Origin of the sequence: Pseudosulfitobacter sp. SM2401 (assembly GCF_042932805.1) — a bacterium.
Taxonomy (GTDB): Bacteria; Pseudomonadota; Alphaproteobacteria; order Rhodobacterales; family Rhodobacteraceae; genus Ascidiaceihabitans.
On the sequence record NZ_CP170633.1, the window covers coordinates 552,039 to 575,786 of the forward strand.

Genomic DNA, 23,748 nt, shown 5'->3' on the forward strand with positions numbered 1-23,748 from the left:
CAATGGCCCACGCAAAAGACCACGACTACCACATTCTCACCCCGTCCACATGGCCGCTGTATGGCGCGCTGGCGGGTTTCATCATGCTGTTTGGCGGCGTTGTTTGGATGCGCACGGACGACGGTGGTGTGCCCATCTTGTTCGAGGCGATCACATTGTCGGGTCCATGGATGTTCCTGATCGGCCTGGCTGCCGTACTGTACGTGATGTTCGGCTGGTGGCGCGAATGCGTGATCGAATCCGAAGTCGGCGATCACACGGCGGTTGTTCAAATCGGTCTGCGCTACGGCGTCATTTTGTTCATCACCTCCGAGGTCATGTTCTTTTCCGCATGGTTCTGGTCGTTCTTCAAACACGCGATTTACCCGATGGAAGACTACTTTGGCACCGAATATGTTGCCCCGTTTGTCTACCCGGTCGACGCGCTGCACTTGCCGCTGATCAACACGCTGGTGTTGTTGCTGTCTGGTTGTGCCGTGACTTGGGCGCACCACGCGCTGGTTCATGAAAACAACCGCAAAGACTTGATCACCGGCCTTGCGATCTCGATCGTGCTGGGGGTTTTGTTCACCGGTTTGCAGGCCTACGAATACCAGCACTTGCTGCACGAAGGCTGGGAATTCGGTGTAGATGAATTCTATTCCAACTTCTTTATGGCCACCGGTTTCCACGGTTTCCACGTTCTGATCGGGACGATCTTTTTGACCGTCTGCTTGATCCGCGCGATGAAAGGTCACTTTACACCAGAGCGTCACATCGGCTTTGAAGCGGCCGCATGGTACTGGCACTTTGTGGACGTGGTTTGGTTGTTCCTGTTCTTTGCTGTGTACCTCTGGGGCATCTAAGAACAGTTTGCACATCGGTGCAAAATCCCTAAAACCTGACAAGGCGCACGTATCTTCGTGCGCCTTTGTCTTTTGCAATGATTGGGCGCAATGAAACGTTTGATTTTCTTTTTGGGCATTGGTCTGGGTGGGGCTGCGATCCTGATCAGCCTTGGTGTTTGGCAGATCCAGCGTTTGACCTGGAAACAAGCCATTCTGGCCCAGATCCAGGAACAGATTGTTCAGGCCCCTGTAGCGTTGCCAGTTGGCGCAAATGCTGGTGACCACAGCTATCTGTCCGCCACGGCGACGGGCACAGTTGGCACCGAATTCATACGGGTGCTGGTGTCCAAAAAAGATGTGGGCGCGGGATATCGTGTCATCAGCAAACTGCAGTTGGCCGACCAATCCATCCTGCTCGATCGCGGATTTATTCCTGCCTCGGCCACGATCCCGAATGCACCTGACGGCCCCGTCACGATCATTGGCAACCTGCAATGGCCCCAAGAAACCGACAGCTACACGCCTGATCCGGATATCGCCAAGAATATCTGGTTCGCCCGTGACGTCGATGTGATGGCCAAAACGCTCGAGACGGCCCCGATTATGCTGGTCGCGCGTGAAAAGTCGTTTGACGATACGCCCATAACGCCGTTTCCCGTGGACACTGTCGGCATTCCAAACGATCACTTACAATACGCAATCACCTGGTTTTCACTGGCCGCGATCTGGCTGCTGATGAGCCTCTATTTCTTACGCCCGACCAAACAAAGCCCTACCAAACAAAGCAGAGATATTTGACGTGAAATACATCTCCACCCGCGGCCAAGCCCCCGCGCTGACATTCGAAGACGCAATGCTAACCGGTCTTGCCCGTGACGGCGGGCTGTATGTGCCTGAAACGATACCGACGCTCAGTGCTGATCAGATCGCAGGCATGGCTGGCAAGTCTTACGAGGACGTCGCGTTCACAGTCATGCGCCCCTTTGTTGGCGACGTGTTCACGGACACGGAATTCAAAGAGATCATCGCGCGCGCCTATGCAGGGTTCGGCCACGCCACCCGCGCGCCTTTGGTGCAATTGGATCAAGGGCATTTCCTGCTCGAATTGTTCCACGGCCCAACTTTGGCGTTCAAAGATTTCGCGATGCAGCTGATCGGTCAGCTGTTTCAGACCGCATTGGGCCGTCGCGGCGAACGGGTCACGATTGTGGGCGCGACGTCCGGCGACACGGGCTCGGCGGCGATTGAGGCGTTCCGCGGCCTCGACAATGTCGACGTGTTCATCCTGTACCCGCATGGCCGCATTTCCGAAGTGCAACGCCGTCAGATGACCACACCGACTGAATCCAACGTGCACGCGCTGGCGATGGACGGTGATTTCGACGATTGCCAAGCCCGCCTCAAGGACATGTTCAACGACTTTGAATTCCGCGATGGCGTGCGTTTGGCAGGGGTCAATTCGATCAACTGGGCGCGGGTTTTGGCACAGGTGGTGTACTACTTTACGTCGGCTGTGTCCGTCGGCGCACCGCACCGCAAGGTCAGCTTTACCGTGCCAACAGGCAACTTTGGCGACATCTTTGCAGGCTACATCGCCAAGCAAATGGGCCTGCCGATTGACCGTTTGGTTGTGGCGACAAACCAAAACGACATTCTACATCGCTGCCTTGGCGGGCAGGGTTATCACAAAGGTGAAACCACGCCGTCAATCAGCCCGTCGATGGACATTCAGGTTAGCTCGAACTTTGAGCGCGCCCTGTTCGATGCTTACGGGCGTGATGGTGGTGCGGTGGCGCAGTTGATGGACGAACTAAAAGCAGGCGGTTTCGACGTCAGCCAAGGTGCCATGCAAGTGCTGCAAGATCACTACGATTCCGGGCGCGCATCCGAGGATGAAACATCGGCCACGATCACATCAACATTGAAAACCACCGGCGAGTTGCTGTGCCCGCATTCGGCCATTGGCGTCAAAGTCGCGATGGATCAAAACCTCGGCGAGGTGCCAATGATCACGCTTGCCACTGCGCACCCCGCGAAATTCCCTGATGCGGTCGAGGCCGCCAGCGGTATCCGCCCACCGTTGCCCCCGCGCATGGCCGATTTGTACGACCGCGACGAACGGGTCACACGCATTGCAAATGATCTCGACGCGCTGAAAAGCCATATCAAAGGACATATCCGCCCGTGACCACCACCAACACAGCGACGTTGCAGCAGCACAAATTGTCCAACGGCTTTCGCATCGTCACCGAACACATGCCCGGCTTGGCCTCGGCCACAATCGGCATTTGGGTCGGCGCCGGTGCGCGTCATGAAACCGCGCAGCAAAACGGCATCGCGCATTTTCTGGAACACATGGCGTTCAAGGGCACTGCCCGCCGCACCGCGTTGCAGATTGCTGAATCCATCGAGGATGTTGGCGGCTACATCAACGCCTACACCAGTCGCGAAGTGACCGCATATTACGCGCGTGTGTTGGAAAACGACGTACCTTTGGCGCTGGATGTGTTGGCTGATATTCTGCTGAACCCCATCTTTGACGAGGCCGAAATCGAAGTCGAACGCGGCGTGATTTTGCAAGAGATCGGTCAAGCGCTGGACACGCCTGATGATGTGATTTTTGATTGGTTGCAGGACCAAGCCTATCCGGACCAATCTATGGGCCGCACGATTTTAGGCCCTGCTGAGCGCGTTTCGTCGTTCAATCGCAGCGATTTGTCTGCCTTTGTTGGCCAGCATTACGGCCCCGAACAGATGATCCTGTCTGCGGCGGGTGCCGTGGATCACGACGCGTTGGTGCAGATGGCCGAAAAACTGTTTGGCCACATGACGCCAACGCCTGCGTTTGATTTGTTGCCTGCGCGCTTTGCCGGTGGTGAATTTCGTCAGTCCAAAACCCTTGAGCAAGCACACTTTGCGCTCGGTTTCGAAAGCCCAGGATACCGCGACGATGACATCTACATCGCGCAAATCTACGCCAGCGCCTTGGGCGGCGGCATGTCGTCGCGATTGTTTCAGGAAGTGCGTGAAAAACGCGGCCTGTGCTACACGATTTTTGCCCAAGCTGGCGCGCATGCAGACACTGGCATGACCACGATTTATGCGGGCACCAGTGCCGAGCAGATGGGCGATTTGGCCGAAATCACGATCGACGAGATGAAGCGCGCGGCCACCGACATGACTCCTGCCGAAGTCGCGCGCGCACGTGCGCAAATGAAGGCGGGCTTGTTGATGGGGCTAGAAAGTTCCTCCAATCGCGCCGAACGTTTGGCGCGTCTGATTCAGATCTGGGATCGCATCCCGCCGCTTGAGGAAACTGTGTCGTTGATTGATGCGGTGACCACAGGCGATGTGCGTGACTTTGCGGAAAAAATGGCGGGGCAAGCACCTGCTGCCTTGGCGCTGTACGGTCCGGTCGAAAATGCGCCGAGTTTGGCGCAGTTGCAGGCACGGCGCGCCGCCTGATGCTTTTGACGAAACGCAAAATCAGGATCGAAACAGAGCGTATGACGCTGCGCCCGCCGATCCATTCTGATTTTCGCCCCTGGGTCGCATTGCGCACGCAAAGCCGCGAATTTCTGACAGGTTGGGAACCCAGTTGGGCCAAGGACCACCTGTCGCGCAAGGCCTTCACCAATCGTGTCTATTGGGCGCAACGTTCGATTAACGCTGGCACTGCGATGCCGCTGTTTCTGGTGCGCCGCAGTGACGACATGTTGCTGGGTGCGATCACCTTGGACAACATTCGCCGCGGGCCGTCGCAATCGGGGACGCTAGGCTATTGGACGGGCGAACCGTTCACCCGCCAAGGCTACATGCGCGAGGCAATTTTAGCCGTCGTTCATCACGCATTTACCCAGCTTGATCTAAGTCGGCTTGAGGCCGCTTGTTTGCCTGAAAATGCCGCATCGCGTGGGGTGTTGGAACGCTGTACCTTCAAATACGAAGGCGTGGCCCAGTCTTATTTGCAAATTGACGGGCGTTGGCGCAGCCATGTTTTATACGCGGCTTTGCGCAGTGATCGTCGTGGTAAAACCGAGGTAGGTTAGATGTTGAATTCACTGTCACCTGAATTAGAAACGGCGCTGCGTGCCGCGCTGCCTGCGGACCGGTTTCAAGCCACATCTGCCAAATATCTCGAAGAACCAAGAGGGCGTTATGCAGGCCAGGACGGGCTGGTGGCAGTGCCGCGCAGTACGTTGGAAGTCAGCGCAATTGTTCAGAAATGCGCCGAGGCCCGCGTCGGGATTATCCCCTACGGCGGTGGTACCGGGTTGGTTGGTGGTCAGGTCGCGGCGGACGGTCCGGTCCCGCTGATTTTGAGCCTTGAAAAGATGACTGCGATCCGCGCCGTCTACCCACAGGAGAACGTGCTGATCGCTGATGCTGGCGCGATTTTGGCGGATGTTCAGACAGCTGCGGCAGATGTGAACCGGCTGTTTCCCTTGTCGCTTGCCGCAGAAGGATCCGCGCGCATCGGTGGGAATCTGGCGACAAATGCCGGTGGCACCGGCGTGCTGCGCTACGGCAATTCCCGCGATTTGTGCCTTGGGCTTGAGGCGGTGTTGCCCAACGGCGACGTGCTGAGCGGCCTGAGCCGTTTGCGAAAAGACAACACCGGTTATGATTTGCGACACCTGCTGATTGGGTCAGAAGGCACGTTGGGTGTGATCACGGCAGCCTCGTTGAAATTGTCGCCGCGCCCGGCGCATATGGGCACCGCGATGATGGTCGTAACTGACCCCGCCGCAGCGCTTTCGTTGTTGTCATTGGCCCGCGACCAGTTGGGTGACACCGTCAGCGCGTTTGAGCTGATCCACCGCCAAGGCTATGATTTCCTAGGCGAAGTTCTACCAAATGTCCGCCATCCGTTTGTGACCCCGCCAGAATGGTCCGTGCTGATCGAGATCGGCGTCGCGCAAGCGATGGACCCGGCAGACGGCCTGATGACCCTGTTCGAAACAGCGGTAGAAAAGGGGTTGGTCAGCGACGGGATCATTGCCCAATCGCAACAACAATCGCACGATTTTTGGTCTGTGCGCGAACACATCCCAGAGGCAAACCGCCTGATCGGGTCGGTATCATCCCACGATATTTCGGTGCCTTTGGGCGCGCTTGCGACGTTCATCGAACAGGCCAACGCGCGCGTGGCGGCGATGGGTGATTTTCGGATCAACTGTTTTGGCCACGTTGGGGACGGCAATCTGCACTACAATGTTTTTGCGGCCCTAGGGCGCGATCGGGCCGATCACGTCAATCAACGTGATGAAATCAAACGCGTTATCCACGATTTGGTCGATGAGCTGGGCGGCTCTGTCAGTGCAGAACACGGGGTAGGGCGGATGAAGGTGGACGATCTTGAGCGTTACAGCGATCCCTCAAAACTGGCAGCGATGCGCGCGATCAAAGCGGCGCTTGATCCGTTGGGCATCATGAACCCTGGCGCTGTTTTGCGCGCTTAGTCGTAGGCTTGCCAGCGCCCGTCTTTGCGCGTGATCAAAGCGGTCGAGACCGGATAACTGAACAGGTTGACCGACGGGTGGACCAGATCGCGCAAGTCCGTCACGGCCTTGGCATCGTTGCCATTCACAAACAACACCAGATCACGCGCGGCGACAACGGCGACAATCGGGCCGGATTGGGTTTCCAAATTGTCCCAATATTCGTCGTCCATCAAAAAGCTGGTCTCGAAATTGGAATCGTAGGCCAGCATGTGCAAATCATCCTGGCTGCGCACTTCCAAATCTTGCGTCAATTCACGCAAGTTTTTCACCGCTTGCTGCTTGAGCGATTGGGCGGACAGTTTTTGACTGACAAGCATGTCTTGGGTAATGAATTTTATTGTGCGCGGTGTATCCTCGACCAGATAGACGCGCATGTCGGCGGCAAATGGAAAGCTGGCAAGCGTGTAATCCTGATCGTCGCTACCGCCCTCAAGCGGGGCGTTTTGATCTGGATCGGCGTGCAAATTGGTGGGCATCAAGCCTAAGCTTTGATGGCGAATGACGGGATAAACATTTTGAACGTTGATTGGGGCATCTAGCTGACTGCCGGCAGCACCAGCCGTTATGTTTTGCAGGTGCGTTGCCAAAATTTCCGACCGCTCAGCGTCTGTTTCTGCGTTGCTCAGCAAAGAATGCAAGTTGTCGGGAAAACTGATATGCGGTCCGGTCCCATCAAATTGAAACTTGATGTAGGATTCATCAAAGTCGACAACAATATCTGTGATCAACGTGTTGGCGCTTAGCTGGTCTCGCATCAGGACAAGCGTTTCATCAACATTTTTGGGGGCAGCGATATCGGCCAGAACCGGTGTGGCCAAGATCAAAGTGACGATTGCTGCCCACAAAAGACGCATGGCTTATTCGCCCTCAAATGCGCACAGAACTGTGACATCCATCCCCATCGCTTCCAGCTTTTTGCGGCCGCCCAGATCGGGCAGGTCGATGACAAAAGCACAGGATACGATTTCGCCACCCAAGCGTTCGATCAGCTTGATACCAGCCTCGGCAGTACCGCCTGTGGCCAGCAGGTCATCAACAACCAGAACTTTTTCGCCAGCCTGAATTGCGTCATCGTGCAGTTCAACAACTGCCTCGCCGTATTCCAACGTGTAGGCTTGGCTGATCGTTGTGCCGGGCAGTTTGCCGGCTTTGCGCACGGGCACAAAACCGACAGACAGCTGGTGCGCGATGGCCCCACCAAGGATAAATCCGCGCGCTTCCAGCCCCACAACCTTGTCGATTTGCAGGCCGACGTAGGGGTGCAACAGCTGGTCAATCGCCAATCGAAAGCCGCGCGGGTCGGCAAACAATGTGGTCACATCGCGAAACATGATCCCTTCGTGTGGGAAGTCGGGGATGGTGCGGATGTAGTCTTGGACGGTTTTCATGTCAGCTCGCTTTGCGAAGGGTTGCGGTCAAAAGACCCATGACGATCAAAGTGGCCCCGCCGGCGCGGGTCAGCCACGTGATAACGTGCGGTTTGCCAATGGTGCGCCGCATCTTGTCGGCCAGCAGGGCATAAGCCAGCGCATTGGCGGCGGCAAGGCCAACAAAGGTCGAAATCAGGATCGCGAATTGCGGCAACAACGGTGCGTCTGCGGTGATGAACTGCGGCACAAAGGCGATGAAAAATGCGATGGATTTCGGGTTAAGCGCGGTCACTGCAGCGGCGTGTTTGAACACACCTTGTGCTGTGATGTCAGTGGCTTGCATCGCTAATCCTTCGGAAGGTGCAGATCGGATCAGCTTGATCCCGAGCCAAATCAAATAGGCGGCACCGACCCATTTCAAAACGGTGAATAAGGTCGCAGAGGCCAGCACCAATGCGCCCAAGCCCAATAGCGAGGCGGTCATCGCAACGAAATCACCCAATGCGACCCCCGCTGCAGAGGCCACAGCGACAGAGCGACCCTTGGATAGAGCATAGCTAAGCACCAACAATACCGTCGGTCCGGGGATCATCAGCAAGGCAAAAGAGGCGGCGACGAAGGTCAACCAAAGTTCAAAAGACATAGCGGGTTAGCTCCATAAAACGGGTTTGTTGACCATCAGCCAGAACACCATAACGAGCGCCCCAAACGCAGGCCAGCCCAAGAAAAACCAGATCTTAAAAGCGCGTTTGGCTTGTGGGGGCAAGGTTGCGGCATTGGCCGTCAAATCACGGATGCGGATTTGTAGGCTCACGACCGGGGCCCAGCACGCGAACGCGGCGGCGTATAATGCGTAAGTTACAATCAGCCAAGGTTCCGTGAGGTTGTAGCCTTGCAACCAGACCAGCCAAAAGCCTGTCAGCGGTTGGATAATTCCTGCAGGCGTTGTGAATATCCAGTCTGCCATGACCACGCCGCGCGCGGTGGTATGGATTGCGCAAACCTCGCCGCTGCGCATCGCCCACACCATTTGAAATGCGGTGCCAATACCGGTGCCAAACAGGACGGTCGAGCTTAGGATATGTAGCCATTTTGCCGTCAGGTACGGATCCATTAACGTTCGTGCTCCAGAATGCCCCAGATTGCGACAAGCACCAGCAAAGGCAGGTTTTTTAGTAAACCGCCCAAAGGCAGCAACCACAAAAGCGGTGCTAGAATCATAAACGCCACGGTGTAGCTGAGGATGAGACCCAGTTGGATCCATGTCATCACCCCAGGTCGCCAATTGCGCAGCAGGGCGAATGCGATTGCCAGATCGGCCAGTCCACCAACCCGCGCCATCGCGATCAAAGCCGTGTCACTCAGCAGGTTGGTTGGAATCAGCGGTACGAAAGTTTCAGCGCTCAGCGTCAGTCCTAATATCCCCGACACCAGCCAAAGAAACACGAGCGACAGGCGCAAGAGCGGACGCATCAGGTAAAGCCGTGCAAGCCAGATGTCTTGGGTACCTGCGGGGCGCGATTGGATGAAATTGCTAACACTGCGAGGCTCAAAACTGATCTCAGGCGACATCGGGGCATGCACACCATGCTGCAATTGCGCGACCGCTTGTTTTGAAATCGGGCCGAGCCGCAGCGCGTCGCCTACCGCACCAAAGGCCACGGCAACAGGCAAAGGTAACCTAAAAATGGGGCGTTTTTTCAACCCCATCCAACCGCGTAGCATCTGCATCAGCTCGGCTTGGGTTACGGTTTCAAGACCCCCGATGTTGTGCGGTTTGCGGCTAGGTGGCACGTGCAAACATTGCAGAATGATCGCGGCCAAATCGCTGGCGTGGATCGGGTTAAACTGTTGCGCGCCGTCACTGACCACGGGCGTGATCAACGGAAATGCTGCCAGACTGCGCGCCAAGGAACTGCCGCCGTAGGACGTGTCGGCCATGACCAAACCCGGGCGCAGGATTGTGACTTGATCGGTTGTGGCCGCTTCGCCCAAACGTCGAAAGTTGGCGAAATCTGTCTCGGCGTCGATCCCGATGGCCGAAACCAGAACCGCGCGGGCATTTGGCGTCATTGCAGCATAGGCGGCGGTGGGGGCCGCAATGTGCACCGCTTGAAACTGTGCCTGTGATCCACTGAGCAGTCCGGCAGCATTCACCAGCCAAGTGTCGTCGGCAAGCGGGGTTTGCCAAAACCTAGGTTGATGCGTTGCCGGATCGTTCAAGTCTGCCTTCAGCGTCTCAAACCCCATTGCCGCCAGTTTGGATGGATTGCGGGCGTGGGCAATCACCTGCAATCCAGCACCGCGCAACGCAAACGCGATGTGACGGCCAATGAAACCATCGGCCCCAAGGATCAAAACCCGTTGGTTTGCCTTCACAAAACGCGACCTGCGACAGCGTCAAGTTTTGCCATGATCGCCGGGTCGCGGGCATCCGGGGCGGTCAAAATCGCGTATTCCAGTGCTTTGTCACAGCCGTGTGGGCAATCAACGCGCTCGGTTCCTAAAAGTTTAGGCAATCGCTTAACCATGTCGCGGCCCTTGTCGGCGTTGCCCATCAGCGTCTTTATGATTTCGGTTACGTCAACTTCTCCGTGGTCGGGGTGCCAGCTGTCATAGTCGGTGATCATCGCGACTGACGCATAGCAAAGCTCTGCTTCGCGCGCCAATTTCGCCTCTGGCATGTTGGTCATGCCGATCACATCCGCGCCCCAGCTTTCACGATACATTCTGGACTCAGCGAGGGTCGAGAATTGTGGCCCCTCCATTGCCAAATAGGTGCCGCCTCTGTGCACGGTTATTTTGGCGTCTCGTGCGGCTGTTTCGCACGCGCCCGACAGGCGCGGGCAAGTCGGGTGGGCGACGCTAACATGAGCGACGCAGCCGGTTCCAAAGAATGATTTTTCGCGCGCGAATGTCCGGTCAATGAACTGATCCACAATGACAAAATCACCCGGCTCCATGTGTTCGCGAAACGATCCGCAGGCCGAGACCGAGATCACATCCGTAACTCCAATCCGCTTGAGCGCGTCGATGTTGGCACGGTACGGAACGGTAGAAGGAGAGTGGATATGACCACGCCCGTGACGCGGTAAAAACGCCATGTCGACGCCGTCTAAAACACCTGTAAGAATTTGGTCAGACGGTGCACCCCACGGGGTTTCAACGGTGATCCATTCTGGCGATTCCAACCCTTCGATATCATAGATGCCCGAGCCTCCGATCACAGCGATTTTGGTGTTGGTCATGCAGGGGACTCCGGTGATTGATTTGGGGTGAATGTGATGCAAATCGCTACAGGTTTCAACGGCCAGACAGTGCATGGTACGTGTAATCCGTTTGGGTCTGCTGTTAACTTTTAAGGCGGTCTTGTGCATTGAATTGGGGCGATCGTGCGACCTTGCTAAGCCAAAGAGGCAGAAAACCGGTTTGGTTCGGGACCGTTTTGCGAGGCTTTGAATACCTCTTTGTCAAATATTCATACAGTTTTGGTATCTCGCCCAGCATGTTGCAGGGTTCACATCGCGCGCGAAACCGTCTAGGACGCGCCAAGAGTTTCTTTTCCCCTGACAGGACACTATCCATGCGCGCCACTTTTGCTGCATTCACAAAGAGTTTGAACGTCACCGATTTGCGTTGGATGCCTGAGGACGGATTTAGCGTCGGACGGTTACGGATCGAACTGTTGTCGGGGCTGACGGTTGCTTTGGCCTTGGTGCCCGAGGCGGTCGCGTTTGCCTTTGTGGCGGGGGTCAATCCGTTGGTCGGTTTGTACGCCGCATTTCTGGTCGGGCTGATCACAGCGCTGATTGGCGGGCGTCCGGGGATGATTTCGGGGGCGACAGGCGCATTGGCGGTGGTCATGGTTGCGCTGGTCGCGCAGCACGGCGTTGAATATCTGTTTGCAACGGTCGTTTTGATGGGCGCGTTGCAGATATTTGCAGGCGTCATGCAGTGGGGCAAATTCATTCGACTGGTGCCACATCCGGTGATGTTGGGCTTTGTAAACGGCCTTGCGATCGTTATTTTCTTGGCGCAAATGGGCCAGTTTAAAGTGCCCGGCACGATGGTTGATACGGGCCACGGCATGGGCGGTGGCGAATGGCTGAGTGGTATGGCGCTGTTCATGATGTTGACGCTGGTGGTTTGTACGATGGCGATTATCTGGGTGATGCCGCGCATTACCAAGCTCATTCCGGCCCCCTTGGCTGGGATTGGGATTGTCGCCGCGGTGGTGATTGGCTTTGGTCTGGATGTTCCGCGCGTTGGTGATTTGGCCTCGATCAGCGGTGGTTTTCCGTTGCCGCACAACCCGTTTGGCGAAGGTCTAGGGCTGTATGGTACAGCACTTGCGCCTTTCACCTTGGAAACGCTGTACATCATTCTGCCGTATGCAGTTATTTTGGCAGCGATCGGCCTGATCGAAAGCCTGCTGACGCTAAACCTTGTCGGCGACATGACGAACACCCGCGGTGGTGCCAGCCAGGAATGTATCGCCCAAGGTGTGGCCAACACGGTTACTGGTTTCTTTGGTGGTATGGGCGGTTGCGCGATGATTGGTCAGTCGATGATCAACGTGAAATCTGGCGGACGGACACGCGTTGCTGGCATCGCTGCCGCCGTGTTTTTGCTGCTCTTTATTCTAGTCGGCTCCAGCATAATTGAACTTATTCCGCTGGCGGCATTGGTCGGTGTGATGTTCATGGTCGTGATCGGGACATTCGCTTGGAATTCGCTGCGCATTTTGACCAAAGTGCCACTGACAGATGCATTCGTCATTCTGCTGGTGACTGTCGTCACCGTGTACGAAGATTTGGCCGTCGCCGTTGTTGTCGGTGTGATCGTGTCTGCCCTTGCCTATGCGTGGAACAACGCCCGCCGCATTCACGCAAAAACGCGCCTTTCAGCGACCCAAGAAGGGGCAAAAGTCTACGAAATCAGTGGCCCATTGTTCTTTGGCTCTTCAGATGGATTTTCGGAGTTGTTCGATGTTGACGGCGACCCCGACACAGTCATCGTCGATTTTGCCGACAGCCGGGTTGTGGACCAATCAGCCTTGCAAGCAATCGAGGCTATGGCCGGTAAATACGAGGCCGCAGGTAAGACTTTGATGCTGCGCCACCTAAGCCGTGATTGCCACCAATTGCTGAACAAAGCGGGCCACTTGATGGTCGATAGCGACGATGATCCTGAATACGCTTTGGCAGTGGATTACTCCGTACGCACTGGAATTTTGGGCGGTCACTAAAGCTGTTTCCTGTGTTTATGAACGGCTTTAGTCGTCCGGACGGATCAGTTCGAATACCTCTTTGACGCTCGTGTAATCGCGGTATCCCATACGGGCGAGCGGATTGAAGGTGGTCACGTCAAAACGCCCGTCGACGATCGTGTCATCGCGCATGTGAATGCCCGTGACTTCGCCAAAGACCACAAAATTCGAAGCGCCCTCGATCTGCACAATCTGGGTCATTTTGCACTCCATCGATGCCGGAACCCCGTCAATGCGGGCGCAATTGATGGTTTCGCACGCGATCGGGGTCAGCCCGACATGGGCAAATTCATCGACGTCTTTGGCCAATGTTGCCGAGGAAATGTTCATCGCGTCCTTCATGTCTGTCTGCACCAAATTCACACAAAACACACCGGTTTCACGAATGTTGGCAACGCTGTCCTTGGTGTTGTCCTGATCGTCTTTGGCACCGGTCGACGCGAACATGACCTGGGGCGGCGCGTACGCCACACCGTTGAAAAACGAATAGGGCGCAAGGTTGTTACGCCCGTCAGCATCACGTGTCGAAATCCATCCAATCGGGCGCGGCGTAATGATGGCGTTGAACGGATTGTGCGGCAACGGATGCCCGTCTTTTGGTTGATAGAACATGAAGATGCGCCTTTTCAGATCGATGTGTTTGGCAAAGACGTAGCGCCGTGTTAGGCGGAGTTCCAGCTTAACCAACACTTGACGCACATCTAATGTATGCCCTGACCCCTGAACAAAACGACGATTGGTGGGAGGTCGAGGCCCTCTATGACCTGTGTTTTGCGCCCGGACGTGAGGCGTTGTCGTCGTACCGGTTGCGTGACGATGTCCCGTCAGTGCCTGATTTGTCACTGATTGCGCGCGATATCGATGGCGTTTTGGGCGGTGCGATCCGCTATTGGCCGGTTTTGGTTGGGGATGCGCCTGTGCTGTTGCTGGGCCCTGTGGCCGTCCACCCGACCCGCCAAGGCGAAGGGTTGGGGCATCAATTGGTCGAGGCCAGCCTTGATATCGCCATGACGTTGCATTGGACGCGCGTGATGTTGGTGGGGGATGCGCCATATTACAATCGCTTTGGATTTCAACGTCTTGCGGGGGTGATGATGCCGCCGCCCACAAACCCTGATCGGGTGCTTGGGCGCGCCTTGAAACCAAATGCGTGGGTCGGTGTGCAGGGGCAGGTGCGACGTGCAAACCCTTGAAATTTAACGCTGGCGTCCCGATGTTTTGATCCAGAGAGGGACCACATGACCGAATTACCGATGATCCGTGTTGTCGATGTTGATGCTGAATTGGACGCATTGGCCATGCGCTACAAAAACGCAGGTGGTATTGGTATCGATCTGCTGAACTCGTTGGGTTTGCAAGCTGATGGATTGTTGCAACGCCTGCCCAAACCAGCGCGCGAAGGATTGCAGGACGCGACCGAAGCGGCCCTAAAACAAGCGATGAAGGCAGCCCATAAATCGCGCGACATGGTGCCCGATCAAGCCAGCTGGTTGAATGCAGCCGTCAGTGCGGCGATGGGGGCGGCGGGTGGTTTTGGCGGTTTGCCCACGGCCCTTGCCGAATTGCCGGTCACCACGACGTTGTTGTTGCGTGTGATCGAAGGCGTCGCAGCTGAACACGGTTTTGACGTGACGGCGGAAAACGTGCGTTTCGACTGTGTTCAGGTGTTTGCCGCTGGCGGTCCGATGGAACACGACGACGGTGCCGACCTTGCGTTTCTCAGCGCGCGCACGGCCCTCAGCGGCGCAGCGGTGCAGGGTATTGTGGCGCGCATTGCCCCGCGGTTGTCGGTTGTTTTGGGGCAGAAACTGGCCGCACAAGCTGTGCCGATTTTCGGAGCCGTGGCTGGCGCTGCAACGAATTACGCATACACCAGCTATTACACCGACATGGCGCATATCCATTTTGGGCTGCGTAAATTAGCGATTGATGCGGATCGGGATCACGCGGATCTGGTCGCGGATCTACGCGTCCGATTGGAAATATTGCCTGCTAAAACGCCAGTGAAAACGGCCTAACGCCCGATCGATTGTGGTGCGATGGACGTGGCGTTGATCACTGCATAGCACGCCACACCGTCGGACAATTCCAATTTCTCCACCGCATCTGCAGGAATGCGGGCCAACAGTCGGTCTGATCCTGCGTTCAGTGCTATGGCGGCACCGGGCCCGGCACCAGTTCGAATACTGCGCACTGTCACAGGTAAAATGTTGCGCGAGGACAGGCCTTCTGGCCGTGTCCGCGAAAGGATTACATCCTGGGCCAGAACGCGCAATCGCACCCGCGCGCCAATCGGTGCCTGAACCCCCGGTAATTCCAGCGCGCCGGCATCGACGTTCAACGTGCTGATCCCGTTGGCATTATGCGCGGCAACGGTCGCATAGATGACCGCACCCGCCTGTCGCACGCCCAACAGCGGTACCAAAGACGGATCGCTAAGCACATCAAACAGCGGACCGGAGGCTGCAACTTTGCCTTGGGATAAAACGACCAAATGATCGGCAAGGCGCGCAACCTCGTCCAGGGCATGACTGACGTATAAAATGGGCAAACCGGCGGCCCCCGATTTCAGTTGCTCGAGGTAGGGCAGGATGCTGTCTTTGCGGGTGGCATCAAGGGCTGCCAATGGTTCATCCATCAACAACATACGTGGGCGGCTCAGCAAAGCACGCCCAAGCGCCACCCTTTGTTTTTCGCCCCCCGACAGATCATGCGGCGCGCGTGTGAGCAAATCGGGTAAACCCAGCAAATCGACGACTTCTGTGAACGACGGATCATATTGACCTGCTAGCGTCCCACGCGCAGCGTGGCGCGCCCCGTAGTTCAAATTTTGGCGCACGCTCAGATGCGGAAACAGGCGCGCATCCTGAAAGACGTAGCCCATGCGCCGTTTGTGTGCGGGGACAAACATGCGCTTACTCGCGTCAAATAACGTATCCCCGTCGATGCGCACATGCCCAGCATCAGGGCGCAGCAGTCCGGCCACCGCGTTGATCAATGTGGTTTTGCCAGCACCCGAACGGCCAAAAATTGCGGTCACGCCGGCCGTGACTTCAAACCCAGCGTCCAGTGTAAAATCGCCCATGGTGTGGGTGATGTGGACGTGCACGCTCATGCTGCGGCGCCGCGAATACGGCGGGCGACGCGGTGGGCCAGCCACTCAGACACCAGTACGGCCCCGATGGCGATCACGCAGGCCCACAGAACCAACGCAATTGCGCGCGGCTCGCCCCCCGGAACCTGAAGGAACGCGTAAATCGCCGAAGGCAGCGTCTGAGTTTGTCCCGGAATGTTGGCCACAAAGGTAATTGTCGCCCCAAATTCGCCAATCGCTTTTGCAAATCCCATGACGCTGCCTGCCAGAATTCCGGGACTGATCAATGGCAGAGTGACGCTGGTAAACACGGAACGCGGCGAGGCACCCAAGGTCGCCGCTGCGGCTTCGAGCTTGGGGTCAACCGCTTCGATTGCCAACCGCATTGCACGCACCATCAGTGGAAAGCCCATGATGATTGCCGCCAAAACCGCGCCCGTCCATTTGAACGCAATACTGACGCCAAAAACAGTTTCTAGGATTTGCCCCATTGGGCCGTTGCGCCCAAAGGCCATCAGCAGCAGATACCCTGTGACAACGGGCGGCAGAACCAATGGCAAGTGGACCAACGCACTAAGGACCGCCTTGCCACGAAACCGGCCACGCGCCAGCAACCAAGCCACCCAAAGTGCGACAGGAATTGCACAGATGGTCGCTGTGCTCGCCACCAAAAGCGACAGGCGCAACGCATCCCAACTGGCTGGATCAAGCCCCAACATCGTCTATTCCGAATTCCGCGGCGCAAAGCCGTGCGATTTGAAAATGGCCTGCGCGTCGGGTGATGCGAGATAGGTCACAAACATGCGCCCGGCATCCGTAATAGCCGCCGCTGGATATTGAATGGGGGTGTGTGTCTCCGGTTCAATCTGGTGGATGATTTGCACACGCGGTTCAGACATTGCATCGGATCGATACGTGATCCCAGCAGGCACATCGCCGCGTGCAACCAAAGCGAGGGCAAGGCGCACATTGTCGGTTTCAACCAAATTGGGTTGCAGATCACCCCACAGCCCAACAGTTTCCAGCCATTGTTTGGCGTAGATGCCTGCTGGCACGGCGTCACGTTGACCCATCGCTATTTTTTTGGGTTTTAGCCACGTCGCCAGTGGCATGGTCCCAGCCGCAGGGGCGTCGATATGCGCAATCACGACCAGTGCATTTGTGGCCACGTTTGTGCGCGACTGCGAAATCAGCTGCGCGCGTTCATCGAGCCAATCCATCCAGTTCGGGTGGGCCAAAACCACCACATCAGCAGGCGCGCCTTGGGCCACTTGCCGCGCGATCAATCCGGACCCGGCATAAGACACCGTGATATCATCAGGATGCGTTGCGGCGATTTCGTCCAAGGCACCACGCAAAGAGGCGGCGGCGAAAACCGTAACGTCCCGCGCCATAACCGCAGATGCAGTGGTCAAGAAAACCGAGATCAGCCCAAAAGCCTTGATATGTGCGCGCAAAGTCATCGCAGGGACTATTCCCCAGCGCCTCGTGTGGCACAAGTCGAATAGAGGGCAATTCACCAGTCATTAACTATGATGTGAAACGTCACGGTGGGCATGGTGCACGCGTGAATTTAGGCCCTCAGTCGTACGGGGGCTGGAAATTCTTGGTAAAACCAGCTATATTGGCGAAAACAAAAGACAAAAAGGCAGGGCAATGACGGCCCCTAAGATCAAGCAGCTTCCTTTGAGCGTGCGCGGTGCGCACAAAAGTGACGTGCGCACGCAGTTTGCAGCGCTCTGTTATCGTGTGGTCAAAGACAAAATCCAGATCCTTGTTATCACGTCACGTGGTACGGGGCGCTGGATCGTTCCCAAGGGCTGGCCGATGGATGGCAAAACGCCAGCTGAATCCGCCGCCACAGAAGCATGGGAAGAGGCGGGCGTTGAGGGCAAAGTCAGCAGTTCTCCCTTGGGCTTGTATTCTTACAGCAAGATCAACGAGGGCGCAGTGGATTTGCCCTGTGTTGCCGTGATCTACGCGATCAAAGTCAAAAGCCTGTCCAGGGTCTATCCCGAAGCCGGACAGCGTCTTCGCAAATGGGTAAGCCGCAAGCAAGCCGCCAAGCTGGTGGACGAACCGGAACTGGCGCGGATCCTAAAAGATTTCGATCCGCGTTTGGTGGCCTGACCTTGCGTTTGATGCCTTGCGCTGACGGCGTATCACGCTAGTCTTTTGCGACACCTTCATGTTGTAGGACCCCATGATCAAATACACGTTGAAATGCGATCAAGACCACAGCTTTGACAGCTGGTTCCAGTCTGCGGATGCGTTCGACAAGCTGGTGGGTGGCGGTCATTTAAGCTGCGCTTTGTGCGGCAGTTCCGATGTGTCAAAATCTTTGATGACCCCAAAGGTGCGTCCGGCGCGCAATGCGGTTCAAACAACAGATCAGGACCAGTCCAAAGCGCTGAGCGTCCCGCAAAACGAGGCCGAAACAGCGCTAAGTGAGATGCGCCAGCAGGTCGAGGCGAATTCGGATTATGTCGGCACAGATTTTACAAAAACCGCCCGTGATATGCATTTGGGTGACGCACCTGAACGCTCGATCTACGGCACCGCCAATGCAGAGCAGGCCAAAGCCCTGATCGACGACGGTGTCCCTGTGATCCCATTGCCCTTTGTTCCAAAAGCGAAAGCGAACTAAAATCATGCATGTTGTTATTACCGGCGCAAGCCGTGGGATTGGTGCCGGTTTGGCCGCCCTGTACAAAGACGCGGGCAACGATGTGACGGGCACCGGTCGCTCTGTTGCGTCCGACATCCAGTTGGATGTGACGCGCCCAAGCGATCATGCTGCAATGGCCGACGCTTTGGCCGATCGTCCGATTGATCTGTTGGTGTGCAATGCGGGGGTCTATTTCGACAAGCAAGAAAACCTGAACGATGGCTATGGTGCCGAAATGTGGGCAGCAACCTTTGCCGCCAACGTGACGGGGGTGTTTTTGTCTATCCAGCACATGTTGCCGATGTTGCGCATGGCCCAGTCCCCAAAGATCGCGATTATTTCATCGCAAATGGCGTCCAGCACCCATGCGCCGGGGGGCAGCTACATGTATCGCGCGTCCAAGGCGGCGGTGCTGAATTTGGGGCGTAATTTGGCAACCGATTTGAAACCCGAAGGGATTGCCGTTGGCATTTATCACCCCGGTTGGGTGCAAACGGACATGGGCGGCAGCACGGCCGACATTGGCGTTGATGCCTCTGTACAAGGCTTGGCCCTGCGTTTCGATGCGCTGAACATTGCGAGCACGGGCTGCTTTGAAACATGGGATGGGCGCACGCACGCCTACTGATCTTGGTGGGGTTGTCTTGCAGTTTTGACGGATGCCGCGTAAAGCGCGATGCAAGCGAGTGACGTGAGGAAACAATGCCTGTTCTTGTGATGAAATTTGGTGGCACATCTGTGGCCACTTTGGACCGCATTCGCCGTGCGGCCAAAAAAGTCGGCGTCGAAGTCGCCAAGGGTTACGATGTGATCGTGATCGTCTCGGCCATGTCCGGCAAAACCAACGAATTGGTCGGTTGGGTCAATGAAACGTCCCCGATGTATGACGCGCGTGAATACGATGCGATTGTGTCTTCGGGCGAAAATGTGACCGCCGGTTTGATGGCGTTGACCCTGCAGGAAATGGACGTGTCGGCGCGCTCTTGGCAAGGGTGGCAGGTGCCTGTGCAAACGACCTCTGCGCATGCTGCAGCCCGGATCGAGGCAATTCCGTCTGACAACATTCTGGCAAGTTTTGCAGCCGGGCATCGCGTGGCGATTGTCGCTGGTTTCCAAGGGGTTAGCCCAGAAGGTCGCATCACAACGCTAGGGCGTGGTGGCTCTGATACGACGGCCGTGGCGTTTGCCGCGGCGTTTGAGGCAGAGCGCTGTGACATCTACACAGACGTTGACGGGATCTACACAACTGACCCACGGGTGTGTTCCAAAGCACGCCGTTTGGATCGGATCGCGTTCGAGGAAATGTTGGAACTGGCGTCTTTGGGTGCCAAGGTATTGCAGACCCGGTCGGTCGAATTGGCAATGCGTTACAAGGTCAAACTGCGCGTGCTCAGCAGTTTTGAGGAACAGTCAGACGAAGCTGGAACGCTGGTCTGCGACGAGGAGGAAATCATGGAAAGCAATGTGGTCGCCGGGGTCGCGTTCAGCCGCGATGAAGCAAAAATGACGTTGGTGTCGGTGGCGGATCGCCCAGGGATCGCGGCGTTGATTTTCACAGCCCTCAGCGATGCGGGTGTGAATGTCGACATGATCGTTCAGAACATCTCCGAAGAAGGGCGCACTGACATGACGTTCAGCTGCCCCACCGATCAGGTGATGCGCGCAGAGGCCGCGATGGCGACTGCAAAAGACGCAGGAACCATCAATTTTGCGGAGCTGATCGCGGATATTGACGTCGCCAAAGTGTCCGTGGTCGGCATCGGCATGCGCAGCCACACTGGGGTCGCGGCCAAGATGTTCCAAGTCTTGAGTGCGGAGGGTATCAATATCAAGGTTATCACGACATCCGAGATCAAGATTTCCGTTCTGATTGACCGAAAATACGTGGAACTTGCTGTCCAAGCCCTGCATGATGCATTTGAGTTAGAAAAAGCGGCTTAATTCCCCCATCGGGTGAAGCTGCGCCCAAGGGATACGTGCCAAAATGGCCGAGAATTTTGAAACAGAAAGCCGCAAGCTGCTTGGCCGTTTGCGTGACACCATGGCGGGCGAAGAAGCCGGTCAGGCGCGCTTGGACAAAATCACCCATCTGATCGCGGATAGCATAGGGTGCGAGGTGTGTTCCATCTATCTGTTTCGCGACGAAGACACGCTAGAGCTATGCGCGACCGAGGGCCTTAACCCGGAGTCTGTTCACCAAACCCGGATGAAACTGGGCGAGGGCCTGGTGGGCCGTGTCGCCAAACGTCGCGTTGTGATCAACACCGCTGATGCGCCGGGGTCCAAGGGCTTCCGGTTTATGCCAGAGACCGGCGAAGAAATCTTTTCGTCGTTTCTGGGTGTGCCTGTGCAACGACTGGGCGAGGCGCTGGGCGTTTTGGTTGTCCAGTCCAAGGACGCGCGACTGTTTTCACCGGATGAGGTTTACGCACTAGAAGTCGTGGCCATGGTCTTGGCCGAAATGACAGAATTGGGTGCGTTTGTCGGCGAGGGCGCTGCGATGTCGGCCCGCCATTCACAGCCTACGATGTTGCGCGGAACTGTCGCCCAAGAAGGGGTGGCAGAGGGGCACATTTGGCTGCACGAGCCACGCGTTGTGGTCACGAACCCGATTGCTGATGATCCGCACCGCGAATTGGAACGCCTCGAAGAAGCTGTCGAAGAACTGCGTGTCGGCGTTGACAAAATGCTGGAAATGGCTGGCGACGGTGAACAGCGCCAAGTGCTCGAAGCTTATCGGATGTTCGCCAATTCCAAGGGCTGGATGCGCCGGATGCAAGAAGACATCAGCCGTGGCCTAAGTGCCGAGGCGGCCGTCGAAAAAGAACAATCTGTCGCGCGTGCGCGGATGGAAACGGTCACGGACAGCTACCTGCGCGAACGGCTGAGCGATCTGGATGATCTGTCAAACCGGATGCTGCGGATTTTGACCGGGCAGGGTGCTGATACGGGGGCCGAAATGCCGGTCGATCCGATTTTGGTTGCGCGCAACATTGGTCCTGCGGAATTGCTGGATTACGGGCGCGGGCTCAAGGGAATCATCCTTGAGGCAGGGTCGGTCGGCAGCCACGCCGCCATCGTCGCCCGTGCCCTTGCGATCCCGCTGATTGTGCACGTGGGGCGCATCACCACCGAGGCGCTGAACGGCGATCAGGTGATGGTCGACGGCGAACAAGGCATCGTGCATCTGCGCCCCGATGACAGTGTCGTCACGGCGTTTCGCGACAAAATCGCAATGGAGGCCGAGGCGCAGCATCGCTATGCGTCGATCCGTGACAAGCGCGCAGAAACCAAATGCGGCAACATTATTGAGCTGAACATGAACGCGGGTCTGATGGCGGATTTGCCGTCGCTGGAAAATTCAGGTGCCGAAGGTGTTGGCCTTTTCCGTACTGAATTGCAGTTTTTGGTGCGCAGCCAGATGCCGAAACGTTCTGAGTTGAGCGCGCTTTACGGCCGGGTTCTGGACGCGGCGCCTGACAAGCGTGTGATCTTTCGAACGCTTGATATCGGGTCGGACAAGGTGCTGCCGTACATGAAACCCAACGATGAACCGAACCCGGCGCTGGGCTGGCGTGCGATCCGCGTGGGCCTTGATAAACCCGGGATTTTGCGCATGCAGTTGCAGGCCTTGATCCGTGCGGCAGCTGGACGCCCGCTGACACTGATGTTCCCGTTTGTGGCGCAATACGAAGAATACACCCAAGCCCGCGCCGAGGTCGACAAAGCACTGGCAGGCGAGGCCAAGCTGGGTCACGTGTTGCCTGCCTCAGTCGAAGTCGGCGCCATGCTGGAAACGCCAAGCCTTGGGTTCGCGCCGCGCAAGTTCTTTGAAGACGTGGATTTCCTTTCGATTGGTGGCAATGATCTAAAGCAGTTCTTTTTCGCAGCGGACCGCGAAAACGAGCGGGTGCGCAGGCGGTATGACACGCTGAATGTCAGCTTTTTGTCGTTCCTTGAGCAGATCGTGGAACGTTGCAATGATACGAACACGCCTGTGTCGTTCTGCGGCGAAGATGCGGGGCGCCCGGTCGAAGCGCTGTGTCTAACAGCCATAGGATTGCGCAGTCTGTCGATGCGCCCTGCGTCCATTGGGCCAATCAAAAGCCTGTTGCGCCGGTCAAATCTGCAAGACGTGCGCAAGGTCATTATGGATGCGCGCCATCGCGGCGACATGTCCGTGCGCCCTGCGGTGATGGACTATTTGCGCCAGCAAAACTAAGAGGCGCACACGCATGCAAAGTTCGATCATTTCCAAGCTTATGTCGGTGCTGACGCTGATCGGCGCATCGCGCACACCTTTGACGTTTTCCGAGTTGGTCGTGAAATCCGGCCTGAACAAAAGCACAATGCATCGCCTGCTGGCCATCGGCGTGGCAGAGGACGTTGTGCAAATGGACAAGTCGAACAAGACGTATTTGCTGGGTGCCAAGGTCTTTGATCTCGTGCGCAATGCCTATTCCGGCTACGATATCCAAGCCGTTGCTCTGGACGAAATGGTGCGCTTGCACGCGGTTTGCGACAGCAACGTGACCATTGGTGTGCCCAGCGGTCTGGAGGTGGTTTATCTGCGCATGCTTGAGGCCAAACACGCGCTTGGCAGCCACCAAAGACCGGGTATGCGCGAGCCGATGCATTGTTCGGCGTCGGGCAAAGCGCTGTGCGCATTTCTGCCTGATAGCGTTGTTGCGGCAAAGTTTGACGGATATGATTTTGCACCGCTGAACTCGCGCACAATTACCTCGCAGGAGGCGTTCCTGAGCGCTTTGCAACAGGTTCGTATCCTCGGTTACGCCACCAACGATCGCGAAGAATACGATCATCTGGTCGGCATTTCGGCCCCGATTTTCAACTACATGAGCGAACCTGTAGCGGTGTTGAACATCTGGTCGCCCCACGCGCGTTATTCATTGCAAGATCTGGAAAAATGGGCCCCGGATTTGATCGGTGCAACCCAGCGCGTTACCGCCTTGATCGGTGGGCGATCGCCCGATCCGCAAAGTTTCGGCACATAAA

General features: G+C 56.7%; 25 protein-coding genes. 15 read left to right on the forward strand and 10 right to left on the reverse strand.

The genetic code is table 11. The annotated features are described in order from the left end of the window. Positions 1-2: 2 nt before the first annotated feature. The 6 genes from ACFIO0_RS02840 to ACFIO0_RS02865 all read left to right on the forward strand — a co-directional run bounded on the left by ACFIO0_RS02840 (position 3) and on the right by ACFIO0_RS02865 (position 6,289). Positions 3-845: a cytochrome c oxidase subunit 3 gene (locus ACFIO0_RS02840; protein ID WP_390913388.1), complete on the forward strand. Its 843-nt coding sequence runs from the start codon at positions 3-5 to the stop codon at positions 843-845. A gap of 90 nt (positions 846-935) precedes the next feature. After that, complete coding sequence (locus tag ACFIO0_RS02845; RefSeq protein ID WP_390913390.1) at positions 936-1,625, forward strand: SURF1 family cytochrome oxidase biogenesis protein; 690 nt, start codon at positions 936-938, stop codon at positions 1,623-1,625. 1 nt (position 1,626) lies between these two features. Then, on the forward strand, positions 1,627-3,015 hold the full coding sequence (thrC, locus tag ACFIO0_RS02850; RefSeq protein ID WP_390913392.1) for a threonine synthase: 1,389 nt from the start codon (positions 1,627-1,629) through the stop codon (positions 3,013-3,015). Next, positions 3,012-4,292, forward strand: coding sequence for an insulinase family protein (locus ACFIO0_RS02855; protein ID WP_390913394.1), 1,281 nt, complete (start codon positions 3,012-3,014; stop codon positions 4,290-4,292). Before thrC ends, ACFIO0_RS02855 begins: the two co-directional genes overlap by 4 nt. Continuing rightward, positions 4,292-4,876 (forward strand): GNAT family N-acetyltransferase, encoded by a 585-nt coding sequence (locus ACFIO0_RS02860; protein WP_390913396.1) that lies wholly within the window; start codon positions 4,292-4,294, stop codon positions 4,874-4,876. Before ACFIO0_RS02855 ends, ACFIO0_RS02860 begins: the two co-directional genes overlap by 1 nt. Further along, on the forward strand, positions 4,877-6,289 hold the full coding sequence (locus tag ACFIO0_RS02865; protein WP_390913398.1) for an FAD-linked oxidase C-terminal domain-containing protein: 1,413 nt from the start codon (positions 4,877-4,879) through the stop codon (positions 6,287-6,289). Here the strand turns inward: ACFIO0_RS02865 and ACFIO0_RS02870 are convergent. From ACFIO0_RS02870 to ACFIO0_RS02895, 6 genes are read right to left on the reverse strand one after another with little or no spacing between them, the layout of a single operon-like run. Then, positions 6,286-7,185: a DUF1444 family protein gene (locus ACFIO0_RS02870; protein ID WP_390913400.1), complete on the reverse strand. Its 900-nt coding sequence runs from the start codon at positions 7,183-7,185 to the stop codon at positions 6,286-6,288. The genes ACFIO0_RS02865 and ACFIO0_RS02870 overlap by 4 nt on opposite strands. Before the next feature lie 3 nt (positions 7,186-7,188). Beyond that, complete coding sequence (locus tag ACFIO0_RS02875; RefSeq protein WP_390913402.1) at positions 7,189-7,719, reverse strand: adenine phosphoribosyltransferase; 531 nt, start codon at positions 7,717-7,719, stop codon at positions 7,189-7,191. 1 nt (position 7,720) lies between these two features. Then, a complete protein-coding gene (locus tag ACFIO0_RS02880; protein WP_390913404.1) occupies positions 7,721-8,344 on the reverse strand; it encodes a LysE family transporter in 624 nt (207 codons plus the stop codon). Positions 8,345-8,350: 6 nt separating this feature from the next. Then, positions 8,351-8,815: a DUF2269 family protein gene (locus ACFIO0_RS02885; RefSeq protein WP_390913406.1), complete on the reverse strand. Its 465-nt coding sequence runs from the start codon at positions 8,813-8,815 to the stop codon at positions 8,351-8,353. Further along, positions 8,815-10,080 carry a DoxX-like family protein gene (locus tag ACFIO0_RS02890; protein WP_390913408.1) on the reverse strand — a complete coding sequence of 422 codons (1,266 nt, stop codon included), beginning with the start codon at positions 10,078-10,080 and terminating at the stop codon, positions 8,815-8,817. The genes ACFIO0_RS02885 and ACFIO0_RS02890 overlap by 1 nt, the downstream gene beginning before the upstream one ends. Continuing rightward, positions 10,077-10,949, reverse strand: coding sequence for an S-methyl-5'-thioadenosine phosphorylase (locus ACFIO0_RS02895; protein ID WP_390913410.1), 873 nt, complete (start codon positions 10,947-10,949; stop codon positions 10,077-10,079). The genes ACFIO0_RS02890 and ACFIO0_RS02895 overlap by 4 nt, the downstream gene beginning before the upstream one ends. A 335-nt stretch (positions 10,950-11,284) precedes the next feature. Here ACFIO0_RS02895 and ACFIO0_RS02900 point away from each other — a divergent pair, with 335 nt between their 5' ends. Next, positions 11,285-12,949, forward strand: coding sequence for a SulP family inorganic anion transporter (locus tag ACFIO0_RS02900; RefSeq protein ID WP_390913412.1), 1,665 nt, complete (start codon positions 11,285-11,287; stop codon positions 12,947-12,949). A gap of 27 nt (positions 12,950-12,976) precedes the next feature. Here ACFIO0_RS02900 and ACFIO0_RS02905 read toward each other — a convergent pair whose 3' ends face one another. After that, complete coding sequence (locus tag ACFIO0_RS02905; RefSeq protein WP_390913414.1) at positions 12,977-13,582, reverse strand: flavin reductase; 606 nt, start codon at positions 13,580-13,582, stop codon at positions 12,977-12,979. Between the two features lie 92 nt (positions 13,583-13,674). Between ACFIO0_RS02905 and ACFIO0_RS02910 the strand changes: the two genes are divergently transcribed. Continuing rightward, positions 13,675-14,163: a GNAT family N-acetyltransferase gene (locus ACFIO0_RS02910; RefSeq protein ID WP_390913416.1), complete on the forward strand. Its 489-nt coding sequence runs from the start codon at positions 13,675-13,677 to the stop codon at positions 14,161-14,163. A gap of 45 nt (positions 14,164-14,208) precedes the next feature. Beyond that, on the forward strand, positions 14,209-14,988 hold the full coding sequence (locus ACFIO0_RS02915; protein WP_390913418.1) for an EcsC family protein: 780 nt from the start codon (positions 14,209-14,211) through the stop codon (positions 14,986-14,988). Here the strand turns inward: ACFIO0_RS02915 and modC are convergent. From modC to modA, 3 genes are read right to left on the reverse strand one after another with little or no spacing between them, the layout of a single operon-like run. Beyond that, positions 14,985-16,085, reverse strand: coding sequence for a molybdenum ABC transporter ATP-binding protein (gene modC / locus ACFIO0_RS02920; RefSeq protein WP_390913420.1), 1,101 nt, complete (start codon positions 16,083-16,085; stop codon positions 14,985-14,987). The genes ACFIO0_RS02915 and modC overlap by 4 nt on opposite strands. After that, the gene (gene modB, locus ACFIO0_RS02925; protein ID WP_390913422.1) at positions 16,082-16,783 is read right to left on the reverse strand and encodes a molybdate ABC transporter permease subunit; all 702 of its coding nucleotides are present in this window, start codon (positions 16,781-16,783) and stop codon (positions 16,082-16,084) included. The genes modC and modB overlap by 4 nt, the downstream gene beginning before the upstream one ends. 3 nt (positions 16,784-16,786) lie before the next feature. After that, on the reverse strand, positions 16,787-17,527 hold the full coding sequence (gene modA, locus ACFIO0_RS02930; protein WP_390913424.1) for a molybdate ABC transporter substrate-binding protein: 741 nt from the start codon (positions 17,525-17,527) through the stop codon (positions 16,787-16,789). 193 nt (positions 17,528-17,720) lie between these two features. Between modA and ACFIO0_RS02935 the strand changes: the two genes are divergently transcribed. From ACFIO0_RS02935 to ACFIO0_RS02960, 6 genes are all read left to right on the forward strand, one after another. Beyond that, positions 17,721-18,194: an NUDIX domain-containing protein gene (locus tag ACFIO0_RS02935; protein WP_390913425.1), complete on the forward strand. Its 474-nt coding sequence runs from the start codon at positions 17,721-17,723 to the stop codon at positions 18,192-18,194. A gap of 73 nt (positions 18,195-18,267) precedes the next feature. After that, entirely contained in the window at positions 18,268-18,711 is a 444-nt protein-coding gene (locus ACFIO0_RS02940) for a DUF1178 family protein (RefSeq protein ID WP_390913427.1), read from the forward strand. Between the two features lie 4 nt (positions 18,712-18,715). Next, complete coding sequence (locus tag ACFIO0_RS02945; RefSeq protein WP_390913429.1) at positions 18,716-19,360, forward strand: SDR family NAD(P)-dependent oxidoreductase; 645 nt, start codon at positions 18,716-18,718, stop codon at positions 19,358-19,360. Between the two features lie 74 nt (positions 19,361-19,434). Beyond that, positions 19,435-20,673, forward strand: coding sequence for an aspartate kinase (locus tag ACFIO0_RS02950; RefSeq protein ID WP_390913430.1), 1,239 nt, complete (start codon positions 19,435-19,437; stop codon positions 20,671-20,673). A 43-nt stretch (positions 20,674-20,716) separates the two neighbouring features. Further along, positions 20,717-22,954, forward strand: coding sequence for a phosphoenolpyruvate--protein phosphotransferase (gene ptsP / locus ACFIO0_RS02955; protein ID WP_390913431.1), 2,238 nt, complete (start codon positions 20,717-20,719; stop codon positions 22,952-22,954). A 13-nt stretch (positions 22,955-22,967) separates the two neighbouring features. Beyond that, the gene (locus ACFIO0_RS02960) at positions 22,968-23,747 is read left to right on the forward strand and encodes an IclR family transcriptional regulator C-terminal domain-containing protein (RefSeq protein WP_390913433.1); all 780 of its coding nucleotides are present in this window, start codon (positions 22,968-22,970) and stop codon (positions 23,745-23,747) included. Position 23,748: the final 1 nt, after the last annotated feature.